19 protein-coding genes are annotated in these 16,855 nt (G+C 70.6%); all 19 read right to left on the bottom strand.

All coding sequences use genetic code 11. The features are described from left to right. Positions 1–2: 2 nt before the first annotated feature. Positions 3–1,298, bottom strand: coding sequence for an NADH-quinone oxidoreductase subunit NuoF (gene nuoF, locus P8627_RS11435; RefSeq protein WP_279964234.1), 1,296 nt, complete (start codon positions 1,296–1,298; stop codon positions 3–5). Between the two features lie 3 nt (positions 1,299–1,301). Then, positions 1,302–1,529: a DUF5337 family protein gene (locus tag P8627_RS11430; RefSeq protein WP_279964233.1), complete on the bottom strand. Its 228-nt coding sequence runs from the start codon at positions 1,527–1,529 to the stop codon at positions 1,302–1,304. Positions 1,530–1,610: 81 nt separating this feature from the next. Next, complete coding sequence (locus P8627_RS11425; protein WP_279964232.1) at positions 1,611–2,681, bottom strand: hypothetical protein; 1,071 nt, start codon at positions 2,679–2,681, stop codon at positions 1,611–1,613. Positions 2,682–2,723: 42 nt separating this feature from the next. Continuing rightward, positions 2,724–4,040, bottom strand: a complete 1,317-nt coding sequence (locus P8627_RS11420; protein ID WP_279964231.1) for an NADH-quinone oxidoreductase subunit E — start codon at positions 4,038–4,040, stop codon at positions 2,724–2,726. A 72-nt stretch (positions 4,041–4,112) separates the two neighbouring features. Then, a complete protein-coding gene (locus tag P8627_RS11415) occupies positions 4,113–5,345 on the bottom strand; it encodes an NADH-quinone oxidoreductase subunit D (RefSeq protein ID WP_279964229.1) in 1,233 nt (410 codons plus the stop codon). A gap of 10 nt (positions 5,346–5,355) precedes the next feature. Next, on the bottom strand, positions 5,356–5,745 hold the full coding sequence (locus P8627_RS11410) for a nuclear transport factor 2 family protein (RefSeq protein ID WP_279964228.1): 390 nt from the start codon (positions 5,743–5,745) through the stop codon (positions 5,356–5,358). Further along, positions 5,745–6,350 carry an NADH-quinone oxidoreductase subunit C gene (locus P8627_RS11405; RefSeq protein WP_279964227.1) on the bottom strand — a complete coding sequence of 202 codons (606 nt, stop codon included), beginning with the start codon at positions 6,348–6,350 and terminating at the stop codon, positions 5,745–5,747. Before P8627_RS11405 ends, P8627_RS11410 begins: the two co-directional genes overlap by 1 nt. An 11-nt stretch (positions 6,351–6,361) precedes the next feature. Next, positions 6,362–6,895, bottom strand: a complete 534-nt coding sequence (locus tag P8627_RS11400; protein WP_055084349.1) for a NuoB/complex I 20 kDa subunit family protein — start codon at positions 6,893–6,895, stop codon at positions 6,362–6,364. A 201-nt stretch (positions 6,896–7,096) separates the two neighbouring features. Continuing rightward, positions 7,097–7,462 carry an NADH-quinone oxidoreductase subunit A gene (locus tag P8627_RS11395; protein ID WP_279964226.1) on the bottom strand — a complete coding sequence of 122 codons (366 nt, stop codon included), beginning with the start codon at positions 7,460–7,462 and terminating at the stop codon, positions 7,097–7,099. Positions 7,463–7,513: 51 nt separating this feature from the next. After that, complete coding sequence (locus P8627_RS11390) at positions 7,514–8,164, bottom strand: SH3 domain-containing protein (RefSeq protein WP_279964225.1); 651 nt, start codon at positions 8,162–8,164, stop codon at positions 7,514–7,516. Between the two features lie 79 nt (positions 8,165–8,243). Continuing rightward, positions 8,244–9,368: a lytic murein transglycosylase gene (locus P8627_RS11385; RefSeq protein WP_279964224.1), complete on the bottom strand. Its 1,125-nt coding sequence runs from the start codon at positions 9,366–9,368 to the stop codon at positions 8,244–8,246. A gap of 85 nt (positions 9,369–9,453) precedes the next feature. Then, complete coding sequence (locus P8627_RS11380) at positions 9,454–10,236, bottom strand: crotonase/enoyl-CoA hydratase family protein (protein WP_279964223.1); 783 nt, start codon at positions 10,234–10,236, stop codon at positions 9,454–9,456. Further along, positions 10,233–11,096, bottom strand: coding sequence for a hydroxymethylglutaryl-CoA lyase (locus P8627_RS11375; protein ID WP_279964222.1), 864 nt, complete (start codon positions 11,094–11,096; stop codon positions 10,233–10,235). The genes P8627_RS11380 and P8627_RS11375 overlap by 4 nt, the downstream gene beginning before the upstream one ends. Continuing rightward, positions 11,093–11,779: a glutathione S-transferase family protein gene (locus tag P8627_RS11370; protein ID WP_279964221.1), complete on the bottom strand. Its 687-nt coding sequence runs from the start codon at positions 11,777–11,779 to the stop codon at positions 11,093–11,095. The genes P8627_RS11375 and P8627_RS11370 overlap by 4 nt, the downstream gene beginning before the upstream one ends. Beyond that, a complete protein-coding gene (locus P8627_RS11365; RefSeq protein ID WP_279964220.1) occupies positions 11,776–13,713 on the bottom strand; it encodes an ATP-binding protein in 1,938 nt (645 codons plus the stop codon). Before P8627_RS11365 ends, P8627_RS11370 begins: the two co-directional genes overlap by 4 nt. Beyond that, entirely contained in the window at positions 13,695–14,087 is a 393-nt protein-coding gene (locus P8627_RS11360; RefSeq protein ID WP_279964219.1) for a hypothetical protein, read from the bottom strand. The genes P8627_RS11365 and P8627_RS11360 overlap by 19 nt, the downstream gene beginning before the upstream one ends. Beyond that, positions 14,084–14,512 (bottom strand): ASCH domain-containing protein, encoded by a 429-nt coding sequence (locus P8627_RS11355; RefSeq protein WP_279964218.1) that lies wholly within the window; start codon positions 14,510–14,512, stop codon positions 14,084–14,086. Before P8627_RS11355 ends, P8627_RS11360 begins: the two co-directional genes overlap by 4 nt. Positions 14,513–14,576: 64 nt before the next feature. After that, positions 14,577–15,131 (bottom strand): hypothetical protein, encoded by a 555-nt coding sequence (locus tag P8627_RS11350; RefSeq protein ID WP_279964217.1) that lies wholly within the window; start codon positions 15,129–15,131, stop codon positions 14,577–14,579. Between the two features lie 71 nt (positions 15,132–15,202). After that, positions 15,203–16,804 carry a carboxyl transferase domain-containing protein gene (locus P8627_RS11345; protein WP_279964216.1) on the bottom strand — a complete coding sequence of 534 codons (1,602 nt, stop codon included), beginning with the start codon at positions 16,802–16,804 and terminating at the stop codon, positions 15,203–15,205. Between the last annotated feature and the right edge of the window lie 51 nt (positions 16,805–16,855).

The following is a 16,855-nucleotide window of genomic DNA, read 5'->3' as shown; positions in this document are numbered from 1 at the left end:
GATCACTCGGCGGCGACGGCGCTGACGCGCCCGGTGCGCTTGTGCTTGATCCGGTCCTCGATCTCGTCGCGGAAATGCCGGATCAGGCCCTGGATCGGCCAGGCCGCGGCATCGCCCAGCGCGCAGATCGTGTGCCCCTCGACCTGCTTGGTGACGTCGAGCAGCATGTCGATCTCCTCGACCTCCGCCTCGCCCTTTACCAGCCGGTCCATGACGCGCATCATCCAGCCCGTCCCCTCGCGGCAAGGCGTGCACTGGCCGCAGCTCTCGTGCTTGTAGAACGCGCTCAGCCGCCAGATCGCCTTGATGATGTCGGTTGAGTTATCCATCACGATCACCGCCGCGGTGCCCAGACCCGATTTCTGCTCGCGCAGATAGTCGAAATCCATGATCGCGTCGCGCATGTCGCGCCCGGGGATCATCGGCACCGACGACCCGCCGGGGATGACCGCCTTGAGATTGTCCCAGCCGCCGCGGATGCCCCCGCAATGCGTCTCGATCAGGTCCTCGAAGCTGATCGACATCGCCTCCTCGACGACGCAGGGCTTGTTCACGTGGCCCGAGATGGCGAATAGCTTGGTGCCGGAGTTGTTCGGCCGCCCGAAGCCCGCGAACCATTCCGCCCCGCGGCGCAGGATGGTCGGCACGACCGCGATGCTCTCGACGTTGTTCACGGTGGTGGGGCAGCCGTAAAGCCCCGCGCCCGCCGGGAAGGGCGGCTTCATGCGCGGCATGCCCTTCTTGCCTTCCAGGCTCTCGATCAGGGCGGTTTCCTCGCCGCAGATATAGGCGCCTGCGCCATGGGTCAGGTAGAGGTCGAAATCCCAGCCCGATTTGGCGGCGTTCTTGCCCAGAAGCCCGGCCTCGTAGGCCTCGTCGATGGCGTTCTGCAAGGCTTCCTTCTCGCGGATATATTCGCCTCGGATGTAGATGTAGCAGGCATGCGCGCCCATCGCGAAGCTGGCGATCAGCGCCCCCTCGATCAGGGTGTGCGGATCGTGGCGCATGATCTCGCGATCCTTGCAGGTGCCCGGCTCGGATTCGTCGGCGTTGATGACCAGATAGGCGGGCCGCCCGTCGGACTCCTTGGGCATGAATGACCACTTGAGGCCGGTCGGGAAGCCCGCGCCGCCGCGGCCGCGCAGGCCGCTGGCCTTCATGATCTCGACGATCCTGTCGCGACCCAGCCCGATCAGGTCTTTGGTCCCGTCCCACTGCCCGCGCGCCATCGCGCCCTTCAGCGAGCGGTCGGCCATGCCGTAGATGTTGGTGAAGATCCGGTCGCGATCCTGCAGCATCGTTCAATCCTCCTTGCGGCGCATCCGCCAGACGCCCACGAGCAAAATAAGGGCCCAGGCCAGCACGGCCAACGCGGCAATGTCGATCAGGCCCATAAGTCGCACCGGCAGGCCGAAATAGGCGCCCAGCGCCTGCATCGGCACCCAGATGACGAAGGTGCCGATGATCAGCATCGCGACGCGCCGCTGGCGGCGCGCGATCTCGGCGGTCGTGTCGGAGGGCCCGGTCATGTCGCGCTCCTTCAACAGCCCGCGCGGGAGGAGGTCAAGCCGCGCCGACCCCGCCCGCGCGGAAGTGACCCGGGGGCCGCGTCAGTAGACGCCGCCCTTGTCGACCCGCTTCGAGAACTCCGTGCCCTCGCCCGTGGCCAGCTTCGAGGCCTGGCTGACCCAGTCGTCGCGCCGCACGCGGCCCTTGAAGCCCTCCAGGTGCTGGTCGACCCAGCTGATTTCCGCGTCGCTCCAGCCGGCGATCTGGTCGAAATGATAGAAACCCAGCTTGTGCAGCAGCGTCTCGAGCTTCGGGCCGACGCCCTTGATCTTCTTCAGGTCGTCCGCGCCGCCGGCCCGGGGGCCGTCCAGCGTCTGGGGCTTGGTGCCGACGCTCTCATTGGCCGCGGGCATCCCGCCGCCGCCCGCATCGCCCTTGGCCGCGGCGGGCGCGCTGGCATCGGCGGCCGGGGCCGGCGCGACCTCGTTGTAGCTCTGCGCGGCCTTGGTGGCGCTCGGCGCCGGGCCGCCCGCCGCCCCGCCATCGGCGGCGGTCGCGGTCTCGTTGCGGCTGACGCGCGGCTTGTCGGCGCTGCTGGCGGGCGGCTCGGGCGAGACGACCTTGCCATGGACGGGCGTCGGGTTCTCCTGCGGCGTCGGGTTGGCGGTCGCGCCCACGGGCCGGGCCACGGCCGGATCGTCGGCATTGACCGGCGCGGGCGACGGGATGCGCGTGGCGGGCGCGGCCTCGGCCATGGCCATCTGCCCCTGCTTGGAGGCCGCCGAGAGCTTCACCTCCGGATCGCTGCGCACATCCGAGATGATCGAGCGCGGGATCTCGGTGCGGTGCGGCGACGGCGCGTTGACGTTGCGCGGCGCCAGCGGGCGCGCGGCCTGGCCGGGCGTGCCGGGCGCGTCGGCCTTCGCCAGATCGGCGGTCGGCGCCTGCGTGCCCGATGCACCGCGCGGCGCCGCTTGCGGGCGCGAGATCGAGACCGTCAGGATGCCGCCGAGCACGACGGCCACCACGAGGCCCGCGAAGATCGCCTGCAGCAAGGTCCAGCCGCCGAAGGCCAGCAGCAGCGCGAAGATGACGGCACCGGCCAGAAAGGCGACGCCCCATGCGATCGCCGTGCTTTCGAGGGTTCCGATCGGTCGGATCTGGTTGCTCATGTCTCAACTCCCTGACTCGCAGGACGACGAGACGGCACCCTGCTACTTCTTGCGCGAGGAGAACTCCGTTTCCCCTCCGTCAGCGAGCACTTTAGCCTGTTTCACCCATTCGTCACGTGTCACGCGCCCTTTGAAGCCCACCAGGTTCGCGTCGACCCAGGCGATTTCGGCCTCGGACCAGGCCGCGATCTGGTCGAAATTCCAAAAGCCCATGTCGTTGCACAGCTTTTCGAGCTTGGGGCCGATGCCCTTGATCTTCGTCAGGTCGTCGGCCTGGCCGTCCTTGGGCGCGCTGCGCGCGGTGGGCTTGCGAGCCGCGCTCGGGGTGGCCAGCGACTCGGCGGCGGTCTGCTCGCCCTGGGGCTCGCCGTCGAGATCCATGTTGGCGGGCTCGGTCGTGGCGCCCATCGGCTTGCCGATATCCGGCGCCGGGTGGCCCTCGGGCGCGTCGATCACCGTGCCCTCCTCGGGCTTGGCGGCGGCCACGGCGTCGCTGCCGCGCACATTCGCCATCCCGTCCGAGGCGTCGCCGCGATCGCGCGGCGCGGCCGGCTCATCGGCGACGCGGCCGCCCTGCTTGCCATCGGGCCCCTGCGGCCCCAGCAGCGGATCGCGTGCGGCGGCCGCCGGGTCGGGATCGGCTGCCTCGGCCCCTTGCCACGGCGCGAGGAAGGGCACCTCGGTGCCGTCGATCCGCTTGACCGTATCGCCGATCGCGGTGGCCAGCGCGACGGAGGCGTTGGCGTCATGCGCCTTCGCCCCGGCCGCCTCGGTCAGCGCGGTCGCCCCGCCCGCCGGCTCGGACGCGAAGCGCCCGATCGCGGAGCCGGGGGTCGGCACCTCGCCCGCCCGGAAGCGGTCGATCATCTCCGACAGCCCCTCGGCGGTCAGGTCCTCGTAGTAATCCTTGCCGATCTGGGCCATCGGCGCGTTGGAACAGGCGCCCAGGCACTCGACCTCCTCCCAGCTCAGCTTGCCGTCCTCGGAGATCTCGTGCGGACGCTTGGCGATCTTCTCCTTGCAGACCCCGACCAGGTCCTCGGCGCCGCAGATCATGCAGGACGTCGTGCCGCAGATCTGGATATGCGCGACCGAGCCCACGGGCTGGAGCTGGAACATGAAGTAGAAGGTCGCCACCTCGAGCGCGCGGATATAGGCCATGCCGAGCATCTCGGCGATGTGCTCGATGGCGGGCCGGGTCAGCCAACCCTCCTGCTCCTGCGCGCGCCACAGCAGCGCGATGATCGCGCTGGCCTGACGCCCCTCGGGGTATTTCGTCAGCTGCGCCTCCGCCCAGCGCTGGTTCTCGGGCGTGAAGGCGAAACTCTCGGGCTGGTCTTTGTAGAGGCGGCGGAGCATGGGGTCGGGTCCTTCGGTCCAAGGCCGGGCGTCTCCGCCCGGTCCGGTTCGTCAGTTGGGAATGGGCGCGCCCTAGCGGTCGATCTCGCCGAAGACCACGTCCAGCGTGCCGATGATGGCGGCCACGTCGGCCAGCTGGTGGCCCTTCGAGATGTGGTCCATCGCCTGCAGGTGCAGGTAGCCCGGCGCGCGGAGCTTGGCGCGATAGGGTTTGTTGGTCCCGTCCGAGACCATGTAGACGCCGAACTCGCCCTTGGGATTCTCGGCGGCGGCATAGACCTCGCCCGCGGGGACGTGGAACCCCTCGGTGTAGAGCTTGAAGTGATGGATCAGGCTTTCCATCGAGGTCTTCATCTCGCCGCGCTTGGGCGGGGTCATCTTGCCCCGCGCCAGGATGTCGCCGCGGCCCTCGGGCTCGCGCAGCTTGGCGATGGCCTGCTTCATGATCGACAGCGACTGGCGCATCTCCTCCATCCGGACGAGGTAGCGGTCGTAGCAATCGCCGTTCACGCCGGTGGGGATTTGGAACTCGAACTCATCGTAGCACTCGTAGGGCTGCGCGCGCCGTAGGTCCCAGGCCAGGCCCGAGCCGCGGGCCATCACGCCCGAGAAGCCCCAGTCCATCACCTCCTGCTCGGAGACGACGGCGATATCGACATTGCGCTGCTTGAAGATCCGGTTCTCGGTCAGCAGCCCGTCGATATCGGCCAGCACGGCCGGGAAGGTGTCGGTCCAGGTCTCGATATCGTCGATCAGATCGTCGGGCAGGTCCTGATGCACGCCGCCGGGGCGGCAATAGGCCATGTGCATCCGGCCCCCGCTCGCGCGCTCGCAGAAGACCATCAGCTTCTCGCGCTCCTCGAAGCCCCAGAGCGGCGGCGTCAGCGCGCCCACGTCCATGGCCTGCGTGGTGACGTTCAGGATGTGGCTCAGGATGCGCCCGATCTCGGCATAGAGCACGCGGATCAGCTGCGCGCGGCGCGGCACCTCGGTGCCGGTCAGCTTCTCGATCGCCATGCACCAGACATGCTCCTGGTTGAACGGCGCGACATAGTCGAGCCGGTCCAGATAGGGCAGGTTCTGCAGGTAGGTGCGGCTCTCCATCAGCTTCTCGGTCCCGCGATGCAGCAGGCCGATATGCGGGTCACAGCGCTCCACGATCTCGCCGTCGAGCTCCAAGACCAAGCGCAGCACGCCGTGGGCCGCCGGGTGCTGCGGGCCGAAATTGATGTTGAAGTTGCGGATCTGCTGCTCGCCGGTCAGGGCGTCTTCGTAGCCGCGCGGGTTCAGGTCGCCGTCCATCATGTCAGTCTCCTCAACCGTTCTGCGCCGAAGGGCCCATCGTGCGGAACACCTTGGTCAGCAATTTCCACTGGCCGCCCGTGCGAACGAAGCCCAGATGGTCTTCGTAGCGCCGCGGCGGCACGTCGACCCAGAGATGGACCCGCGCGATCTGGTCGCCCGCGACGTCGATGTCCAGGATCTCGCGCGAGACCTCGCCCGGGAAGGCCCGCCGGGCCCGGACCCGTTCGAGATAGGCCGCCTTGTCCCACGCGTTCTCGCCGCCATCTTCAGTGATCTCGGTCATCGTGAACCGGTCGTGGCACATCGCTTCGAACACCTCGGGGCGCGCGAAATGGACGCCTTCGCAATAGGTCTCCGCCAGGTCGCGGATCGCGGCCTCCGAGGACAGGGTAGCCTCCATCACTTGGCCTCGCCCTTCTCGTCGCCGGGCAGCACGTAATCGGCGCCCTCCCACGGGGACATGAAGTCGAATTGCCGGTATTCCTGCGTCAGCTTGACCGGCTCGTAGACCACGCGCTTCTGCACCTCGTCATAGCGCAGCTCGGTATAGCCCGTGGTCGGAAAGTCCTTGCGCAGCGGATAGCCGCGGAAGCCGTAATCCGTCAGGATCCGCCGCAGGTCGGGATGGCCCGAGAACAGGATCCCGAACATGTCGAACACCTCGCGCTCGAACCAGTTGGCGGCGGGGAAGATCCCGGTGATCGAGGGGACCATCTCCTCCTCGCGGATGAACGCCTTCAGGCGGATCCGCTGGTTCCGGTACATCGACAGGAAATGGTAGACGACGCAGAAACGCCGGTCGTCGCCCGGGTAATCGATCGCGGTGATGTCGACCAGCGAACTGAAGCGGCACTGCTCGTCGGTCTTCAGAAACTCGACCAGCTCTGGAATGTCGGAGGCGGTCGTCTCCAGCGTCAGCTCGCCCAGCGTGATCGCGTGGCCCGACAGCAGATCGCCCTGCCGCATCTCGATATGGGCGGCCAGCTCCTGAAGTTGCTCGTCCATCGCGACCACCCTCATCGCACCAGCGTCCCGGTCCGGCGGATCTTCCGCTGCAATTGCAGCAACCCGTAGAGCAGCGCCTCCGCCGTCGGCGGGCAACCGGGCACGTAGAGATCGACCGGCACGATCCGGTCGCAGCCGCGCACCACCGAGTAGCTGTAATGGTAATACCCGCCGCCATTGGCGCAGGAGCCCATCGACAGCACGTAACGCGGCTCGGGCATCTGATCGTAGACCTTGCGCAGCGCCGGGGCCATCTTGTTGGTCAGCGTGCCCGCGACGATCATCAGGTCCGACTGGCGCGGGGAAGCGCGGGGCGCGGTGCCGAAGCGCTCCATGTCGTAACGCGGCATGGCGGTGTGCATCATCTCGACCGCGCAGCAGGCCAGCCCGAAGGTCATCCAGTGCAGCGAGCCGGTGCGCGCCCAGTTGATGATGTCCTCGGTCGAGGTCAGCAGGAAGCCCTTGTCCTGCAGCTCGCGGTTCAGAAGCTGCGTCGCATGCTCCTTGTCGCCGCCAGCGGTGTTCAATCCGGTCTGCACGCCCATGGGCCAAGCTCCGTTTCGGCAGGTCGCAGCGGGCGGTCCAGTGCCCGTCGCGTCGGTCTGCGGTCTATCGCGCGCCCCTTGGGGGGTCAACGCGGCCTCGCTGGTTATCTAGGGGCGCGACGGATCGTAGCTGTCGGGGCCTCATCCGGGCCCGCCGCCCCAAGGGCCGGGACCGGGTGACGCGGACCGCGCGGGACGGCGTCACTCCCAGTCTAGCGCGCCCTTCTTCCACTCGTAGGCGAAGCCCACGGTCAGAACCGTCAGGAAGACCATCATCGACCAGAAGGCCGCGTCCGACAGTCCCGCGAAGCTGACGGCCCAGGGGAACAGGAAGGCGATTTCCAGGTCGAAGATGATGAACAGAATCGCCACCAGATAGAAGCGCACGTCGAACTTCATCCGCGCGTCGTCGAAGGCGTTGAAGCCGCATTCATAGGCCGAGACCTTCTCGGGATCGGGCGCACGCACCGCGATGATCGCCGCGGCCAGGATCAGCACAAGGCCCAGCCCGATGGCGACGCCCATGAACATCAGGATGGGCAGGTATTCGCGCAGCATGTCGTCCATGGAAGCCTCCGGGTCCGGTCGCTTGCCTTCTAGGCCGCGGCCGGGTTGCGGTCAACGCAGCGACAGGCGCTCGAGCCCGATCAGCGTCGTCTTGACCCATCCCGTCCCGCCGCCCGAAGCGGCGACGCGGCACCATTGCTCGGACGGGATGCAGACCTCGATCAGCACCGCCGCCCCGGGGTCGAGCCGGCCCACCACGTCGTAATCGGTCCCGGGGCCCGCCCGCAGGTTGACAACCCCCGGGGTGACGTTGCGCATCGGCGCGGTGGTGGACAGCAGGAGCGGCGGCCGCGCCCCCGCGATCGGCGGCAGCCCGATCCGCCCGCCGAGATCGGGCAGACGCGGCGCGATCGGCTCGACCCGGGGAGCGATCGGCTCGACCCGGGGCGCGGCCGGGCGGTCCGGCAGGGGCGTCACCGTGACGTCCGGCACCGGGTCCGGGGGCACCGCGAGGCGCGCGGTCATGATGTCGGTATCGACCCAGCCATAGCGCAGGTCCGTCGAGACGAGGCACCAGCGCCCCTGCAGGTCGCAGCGCCCCAGGTCCAGCACCTCGCCCGGCGCGACCCGCCCGATCCGCGGAAAGGCCGGCCCCGGCCCCGCGCGCATCTCCACCGCCGCGCCGCTGTCGTTGCGGATCGGCTCCGCGGCCGCGGGCGCGGCCAGCGCGCAGGCGAGCAAGGCGAGGATCGTCGGGCGCATGGGGGCCTCCGGGTCGTCGGGCATGCCGCCTCGTCGCGCGGGACGCGCGCGCAAGGCGATGACCGGGCATGGGTATCGCCTAGCGCAACCGCTCCAGCAGAGCGAGGCTGGGCCGCCCGTCGGGCTCGAGCCCGTTGCGGCGCTGATAGGCAGCGATGGCGGCCCGGCTGTTCGGGCCGATCACCCCGTCATCCCCGCCGGTGTCGTAGCCCGCGGCCGTCAGACGACGCTGCAGCTCGACCCGCTGCGCCTTCACCATGCCGTTCGCATCGGGCCCGAAGCCCTGCCGCAAGGGCCCGCCCCCGGCGATCCGGTCGGCCAGGTGCCCGACGCCCAGCGCATAGGCGTCGGAATTGTTGTAGCGCTTGATGACGCGGAAATTGGGCCCGGTGCGGAAGCTCGGCCCGCCCCGGTCCGGAGTCAGGTTGCCGGCCGGGTCCTCGACCGCCCAGGACGCGCCCCGCTGCCAGCCCGCCCCGGCCAGGTAGGACGCCGCCGAGGCCAGCGCGTCGGTGGGATCGTCGCTCCAGATGTCGCGGCGCCCGTCGCCGTCGAAATCGACCGCCGATTGCAGGTAGCTGGTGGGGATGAACTGCGTGTGCCCCATCGCGCCGGCCCAGCTTCCGACCATGCGCGCGGGCGTCACGTCCCCCGCCTGCAGGATGCGCAGCGCGGCCAGCAGCTGGCTTTCGAAGAACGCGCCCCGGCGGCCGTCATAGGCCAGGGTCGAGACCGCGCTGATCGTCGGGATGTCGCCGCGGCGCTGGCCGAAATTGCTCTCCACGCCCCAGATCGCGCAGACGATCTCGGCGGGCACGCCGTAGCGCGCCGCGATGGCCTCAAGCGTCGCGCGGCGCTGCGCGAAGGCGGCGCGCCCGGCCTGTACCTTGGCCTCCGGGGCGACGATGTTGAGGTAATCCTCGAAGCTGCGCTTGAACTCTGTCTGGTTGCGATCGCGCTGCACCACGCCGGGCACGAAGCCCTGCCCGCGGAAGGCCGCGGTGATCACGTCGCTGCGGATGCCCTGCCCCGCGGCGCGCCCCTGGAAGCCCTCGACCCAGCTCGACCAGCCGGCCGTGGCGCGCGGGATCAGGTCGGGATCGGCGGCGCGCGACGCCGGACGGCCCGAGGTGGGAGGCGCATCCGCGCAGGCCGAGATCGGCAGGCAGAGCGCGCTGAGCGTGAAGAGACGACGGGTGAGCATGGCCTGCAAATCCTTCTGACGAGGAGATTTGCGCCACGATGACCGCAGGCCGCGGCATCGGCAAGGGAGGCTCTGCAGGCGCGCGTCACTCCGCCCAGCGCGGCTTGCGCTTCTCGAAGAAGGCGCCGACGCCCTCGGCCGCCTCGTCGCCCTCCCAGCGCGCGACCAGCGCGGCGATCGAGGCTTCGATGGCCGCCTCGTCGATCGCCGGCCCCAGCCGCCGCGCCAGCCGCTTGGCCTCGGCCACCGCGCCCGGCGCGCAGGCGAGGTAGGGCGCGACCTCGGCCTCGACCGCCGCGTCCAACTCATCGGCGGGGACGGACCGCGCCAAGATCCCCAGATCGACCGCTTCGGCGGCGTCGAAGCGGCGCGAGGACATGAAGACGCGGCGCGCGCGCCCATCGCCCATCCGCGCGATCACATAGGGCCCGATCGTCGCCGGGATCAGGCCCAACCGCGTCTCGGTCAGCCCCAGAAGCGCGCCCTCGGCCCCGATCGCCACGTCGCAGATGCAGGCCAGCCCGACGCCGCCGCCGAAAGCGTTGCCCTGCACCCGCCCGATCACCGGCAGCGGCAGCTCGTTCCAGGCGCGCAGCATTTGCGCCAGCCGCCGGCCCTCAGCCGCCCGCGTCGCGGCATCGGCGTCGAATTGCGCGCGCATCCAGTTCAGGTCGCCGCCGGCGCAGAAGGACCGCCCCGCGCCGGTCAGGACCACCACCCGCGCATCGCCCGCCCCCAATTCCCGCGCCAGCGCGGTCAGCTCGTCCATCATCGCGGCGTTCATCGCGTTGTGGACCTCCTCGCGCGCCAGCCGCACCGTCACCACCCCGCGCCCGTCGCGCGTGACGTCCAGCGTCTCCCAGCTCATGCCGCATCCCCCCTTCGCATCGCCTGCGCCATCCGGCCCGCCTTCGCGACGGCCTCCGGGTCGAGCCCGGTGACGAAGCCCCGCGCCTCCAAATGCGCCAGCACCGCCTCGGTCGCCACGTTGCCCGCCGCGCCCGGCGCATAGGGACAGCCGCCCAAACCGCCCACGGCGGCATCGAAGACCCGCAGCCCCCGCGCCAGCGCGACATCGACGTTGCCCAGCGCCCGCCCGGCGGTGTCGTGGAAATGCCCGGCCAGCCGGTCGGCCGGCACCTCCTCCAGCACGGCGTCGAGCATCGCGTCCACCGCCTCGGGCGTGCCGCGCCCGATCGTGTCGCCCAGGCTGATTTCGTAGCAGCCGAAATCGCGCAGCGCCGCGACGACCCGCGCCACGTCCGCGGGCGGCACCACCCCATCGAAGGGGCAATCGGTCACGCAGGAGACGTAACCCCGCACCGGCATCCCGTCGGCCCGCGCCGCCGCGACCACGGGGTCGAAGCGCGCGAGGCTCTCGGCGATGGTCGCGTTGAGATTGGCCTTCGAGAAGCCCTCCGACGCGCTGGCGAAGATCGCCACCTCGTCGGCACCCGCCGCGCGCGCGCCCTCGTAGCCCCGCAGGTTCGGCGTCAGCGCGGCATAGCGCACGCCCGGCGCGCGTTCGATGCCCGCCAGCACCTCGGCCCCGTCGGCCATCTGCGGCACCCATTTCGGGCTGACGAAGCTCGCCACCTCGATCCGCCGGAACCCGGCACGGCTCAGCGCGTCGACCAGCGCGATCTTCTCGGCCGCCGGGATCATGCGCCTCTCGTTCTGCAGCCCGTCGCGCGGGCCCACCTCGAAGATCTCGGCGCGCGCGCTCATGCCCCGTCCTCCGGGATGGGATAGAAGTCGCGGTCGTAGAAGGCCGCGTCCCCGTCCCTGGCCTGCGCGGCGCGGAAGGCCGGCCGCGCTTCCAGCCGGGCGCGATAGGCCAGCAGGCGGGGAAACCCGTCCATCGGCACGAAGCGCGGCGCGGCCCAGAGGTTGAAGCCCAGCATGACATCCGCCGCCGAGAATTCGCCCAGCAGATGCTCGCGTTCGCCCAGAAGCGCGTCAAGCGCCTGCAGCGTGCCCCGCAGCCGGGCGGTCGTGATCTTCAGCACCGGCGCGGACGGCTTCGCGGGGGGGCGCAGGAAGACGTGGCTGAGATTCAGGTTCTCGATCAGCGAGGCCTGCGTCTCGGCGAAATGGATGCATTGCAGGTAGCGCGCACGCTCGGGGTCGCCCGGCATCCGCGCCAGCCCCGCCTCGTCCCGCGTCTCGGCGAGGAATTCGACGATGGCCCCGCTCTCGAAGATCGCCTGTCCGTCGATCTCCAGCGCGGGCACGCGGCCCGCGGGCGCCAGCGTCAGATAGGCCGGATCGCGCAGGCTGCCGTCACCGATCGCGTAGCGCTGGATCTCGGCCAGGATGCCCAGCTCCTCCAGCAGCCACAGCACGCGAAACGACCGCGAGCCGGGGACGTGATGCAGCCGCACGGGGCCGCCGCTCGCGCCGTCGCTCATGCGTCCTCCTCCATCCGGATCAGCGCCGCGCCGGCCTCGACCTGTGCGCCCGCCTCGGCCAGCACCTCGGCCACCACGCCGTCGCGCGGGGCGGTCAGCGTGTGCTCCATCTTCATCGCTTCCAGCACGGCCATCCGGTCACCCGCCGCAACGGTCTGGCCGGCCGTCACGAAGACCGATTTCACCAGGCCCGGCATCGGCGCCTCGACGGTGCCCGCCGCGGCCCCCGCGGCGCGCGCGACGTCCAGCGGATCGGGTCGCCCGAAGGTGAAGGCGTCGTCCCAGAAGACATGCACCGCCCCCGGCCCGGCCACCACCTGCGCAGGGACCGCGCGGCCGTCGATCCGCCAGCCCTCCGCGCCGCCGGTCACCTCCAGCACGCCCTCGCCCGCGTCCACGCGCCAATTCCCGTGCCCGAGGCCCGTCACCCGGATCTCGACCGGGTCGCCGCGCCAGTCCAGCCGCGCGGTCCAGACCAGGGGCGCCCAGAGGTGGAAGCCGCCCCGCGCGCCGCCCGCGTCCAGCCCCAGCGCCCCGAGTGCGGCCAGAGCGCGTACGGCGTCCGACGGCTCGGGCCGGGCGGCCAGCGTCTCGACCTCGCGATCGATCAGCCCGGTATCGACCTCGCCCGCCGCGAAGCCCTCGTGGCGCGCGAGCCGCCGCAGGAAGGCGAGGTTCGTGACCGTGCCCGCCACCCGGGTGCGCGCCAGCGCCCGTTCCAGCGCCAGGAGCGCCGTGGCGCGGGTCGGGCCGTGGAGCACGAGCTTGGCGATCATCGGATCGTACCACGGGCTGATCGTGTCGCCCGCGCGCACCCCCGTCTCGGCCCGCGCCCCGGGAGCGAACTCCAGATGGGTCAGCGTGCCGGTCTGCGGCAGGAACCCCGCCGCCGCGTCCTCGGCATAGAGCCGGGCCTCGAAGGAATGGCCGCGGATCGACAAGTCCTCCTGCCGCGCGGGCAGCGGCTCGCCGCTCGCCACTCGCAGCTGCCATTCCACGAGGTCCACCCCGGTGATCGCCTCGGTCACCGGATGCTCGACCTGCAGCCGCGTGTTCATCTCCATGAAGTAGAACCGATTCGCCCGCAGCCCGTCCGAGGCATCGACGATGAACTCCACCGTGCCCGCGCCGGCATAGCCGATCGCCTCGGCGGCGCGGACGGCGGCGGCGCCCATCGCCGCGCGCATCTCGGGCGTCATGCCCGGGGCGGGCGCCTCCTCGATGACCTTCTGGTGGCGGCGCTGCAGCGAGCAGTCGCGCTCGAACAGGTGCAGCGCCGTCTCGCCGTCGCCGAAGACCTGCACCTCGATATGGCGGGGCGTCGCCACAAATTTCTCGATCAAGACGGTGTCGTTGCCGAAGGCCTTCTTCGCCTCCGAGCGCGCGGCCCCCAGCGCGTCGTAGAATTCGGCCTCGCGATCGACGCGGCGCATCCCCTTGCCGCCGCCGCCCGCCACGGCCTTGATCAGCACCGGCCAGCCGATCCGGGCGGCCTCCTGCGCGAGGCGTACATCGGCCTGGTCGCGTCCGTGATAGCCCGGCACGACCGGCACGCCCGCCTCCTCCATCAGCGCCTTGGCCGCGTCCTTCAGGCCCATCGCGCGGATCGCATCGGCCGAGGGGCCGATGAAGACCAGCCCCGCCGCCGCGACCGCCGCGACGAAATCGGGGTTCTCCGACAGGAAGCCGTAGCCCGGGTGGATCGCCTCCGCTCCGGTGGCCCGGGCGGCCGCGATGATCGCATCGCCGCGCAGGTAGCTGTCGGCCGGCGCCGCGCCGCCCAGCGACACCGCCTCGTCGGCCATTTCGACATGGCGCGCATCCGCGTCGATATCGGAATGGACGGCGACGGTGGCCACGCCGAGGCGGCGGCAGGTGTCGATCACCCGACAGGCGATCTCGCCGCGATTGGCGATCAGGATCTTGCGGAACATTCTCTTCCCTCTCCGTCACTGGCTGTGCGGATTTCGATTGCCCGACCCTCGCATCCAACGGGGGCGGCACCTTCAACCTTCGGCAATGGTGTCGGACGGACAGGCCGTCCGGTCAGGCAATCCCGCAGACGGGCCCCTTCATCGTCGACGACGACGATCCGAGCCTCGGTGTCATCAAACCGCGCGATCTCTCTGGCAACCGGGACGTTCCGAAGGTCTTCGGCCGGCTTCAAGGCCCGGCCGGTCGTCTCGCCCATCGGTTTGTCGGGAAACGCGACCAGCAAAAGCCGGTCCGGCGCATCGCCCAGCCTGGAGGCATCCAGGACGATCCCACCTACGGGCCGGTCGGGATCGGGTTCACCAGGGCGGATCACGGCTGTTTCTCCGCGTAATCCTCGACCACCCGAAACCGCTCGCACATGATCTTCATGTCCTCCGACCACCCGCCGGTCCGCTCGAAATAGGCGCGATAGGCGTCCCGCCAGTGCGCCAGATCGCGGAACTCGCCCTGCGCGGCAACGAAATCCTCGTCCATCTCTGACCAGCGCCGGGTCGAGACCTCGACCGTCTCGATCATGACCGCCGGGCGTCCATCCCATTCCAGAGCCACGTCGCGCCGCCCCACTTCGGGCCAGGCATCGCCATTCTCCCCGTAGTGGCGCGCGGCTTCGCAGGTCGCGGTTTTCACGCCGCTTCTGACCAGGCCGAGGATCTCGTCGCTGAGCGCCTTGCTGTCGCCGAAGCGGAAGGTCTCGGCCTCGGGATTGGCGTCGATGATCTCTTGCAAGCTGCGGCTCATGGAGCGGTGCTTCCCTCTCTGCTCTGCCAATATCCCCGCCGGAGGCGGATCCGCGCCCGCCCGGTCACGGCGTCCGATCCATCACGTCGCGCACGGCCTGCGGCAGGGGCCAGGCCTCGGGGTCGCCGCCCTCGGGGGCGAGTTCGGGATGCAGGCGCAGCGTCAGGTCGCGCAGCGCCGCGTCGGTGGCCGATTGCACGCGCGCGATCTCCGCCTCCAGCGTCGCGGCCGCGTCGGGCGGGGGCGTCGCCCCGCTTCGCCCGACCAACAGGCCCGACGCGCCCAGCAGCGCGCTGAGCGCCAGGCCCGCGGGCGTGGCGCGCAGCGCGATCAGCGTGCCCGAGGCGGCGAGCGTCAGCACCAGGCCCAGCCCCTTCCGGGCCTGCGCGTCCTCGGCCAGCGGCCCGCCGGCGGCGAGCTGCGCGCGCGCCGCCTCGACCTCGGCGGCGACGATCCGGCGCAGCGTGGCGCGCAGCCCGGCCGGGTCCAGATCGTCGCGTCCGGTCCAGACCAGCAGGCGCGGCGCGCCCCTCCGCGTCGCCTCCACGAAGCCCGCGAAATCGAAGATTGTCTCGTAGTAATCGGGGCGGTCGTCGGGATGGATCAGCCAGACGGGCACCTGCAGGCCGGTCCGGCCCGGGACGCGGGGGACGCGGGTGGGCGACGGGCCCCAGGGCGACTGCGCGCCGGTCACATCCGGAACACGCCGAACCGCGTGTCCTTCTGCGGGGCGTTCACCGCCGCGCGCAGGCTCAGCGCCAGCACGTCGCGCGACTTGCGCGGGTCGACGATGCCGTCATCCCAAAGCCGCGCCGAGGCATAGAGCGGGTGCGACTGCCGCGCGAACATCTCCTCGGTGGGGCGCCGGAACGCCGCCTCGGCCTCGGCGCTCCAATCCTCGCCCGCCCGCTCCATCGCGTCGCGCTTGACGGTGGCGAGCACGCCGGCGGCCTGCGCACCGCCCATCACCGAGATGCGGCTATTGGGCCAGGTCCACAGGAAATTCGGCTGATAGGCCCGCCCGGCCATGCCGTAATTGCCCGCCCCGAAACTGCCGCCCACCAGCATCGTGACCTTCGGGACGGCGGTGGTGGCGACGGCGGTGACCATCTTGGCGCCGTGGCGGGCGATGCCCTCGTTCTCGTATTTGCGGCCGACCATGAAGCCGGTGATGTTCTGCAGGAACACCAGCGGGATGTCGCGCTGTGAGCAGAGCTCGATGAAATGCGCGCCCTTCTGCGCCGCCTCCGAGAACAGCACGCCATTGTTGGCGATCAGGCCGACGGTGCGGCCCTCGATCGCGGCGAAGCCGGTGACCAGCGTCTCGCCGAACCGGGCCTTGAACTCGTCGAAGCGCGAGCCGTCGACCAGCCGGGCGATCACCTCGCGGATATCGTAAGGGGTGCGAAGATCGGCCGGCACCACGTCGAGAAGCTCCTCCGGGTCGTAGGCGGGCGGCTCGAAGCCAGCCGAATTTTCGGCGAGACTTCGCGCGCCCAGGCTCGCGACCGCGTCGCGCGCCAGCGCCAGCGCGTGGGCGTCGTCCTCGGCCAGATAATCGGCCACGCCCGACAGCCGGGTGTGCACGTCGCCGCCGCCCAGATCCTCGGCCGTCACCACCTCGCCCGTTGCGGCCTTCACGAGGGGCGGGCCGGCCAGGAAGATCGTGCCCTGCGCGCGCACGATGATCGACACGTCCGACATGGCGGGGACATAGGCGCCGCCCGCCGTGCAGGAGCCCATGACCACCGCGATCTGCGCGATGCCCTTCGCCGACATGCGCGCCTGATTGTAGAAGATCCGCCCGAAATGGTCGCGGTCGGGGAAGACCTCGTCCTGGTTGGGCAGGTTCGCCCCGCCCGAATCGACCAGGTAGATGCAGGGCAGGTGGCACTCCTCGGCGATCTCCTGGGCGCGCAGGTGCTTCTTGACGGTAATCGGGTAATAGGTGCCGCCCTTCACGGTCGCGTCGTTGCAGACCACCATGACCTGCCGGCCATGCACCAGCCCCACGCCCGCGATCGCGCCGCCGCCCGGCGCCGCGCCGTCATACATGCCGTGCCCGGCGAAGGTTCCGACCTCCAGGAAGGGCGAGCCGGGATCGAGCAGGTTCGCCACCCGTTCGCGCGGCAGCATCTTGCCGCGCGAGACATGGCGCGCACGCGCCTTCTCGCCCCCGCCGGCGGTCGCGACCTGCGCGGCCTCGGCGATTTCGGCCAGCGCGGCGAGATGCGCCTCCCGGTTGGCGCGGGCCTGTTCGGAGCCGGTCACGAGCGCGGAGGTCAGCTTCATCGGGCGGGGGTCCCTTCGATCGGGGCGGCGGGGCCGCGGCTTGCGGAATGC

The sequence above is a fragment of the Jannaschia sp. GRR-S6-38 genome, from assembly GCF_029853695.1.
GTDB lineage: Bacteria > Pseudomonadota > Alphaproteobacteria > Rhodobacterales > Rhodobacteraceae > Jannaschia > Jannaschia ovalis.
Note: the sequence above shows the minus strand (reverse complement) of the source record. Positions and strands in the feature narration are given on the sequence as shown.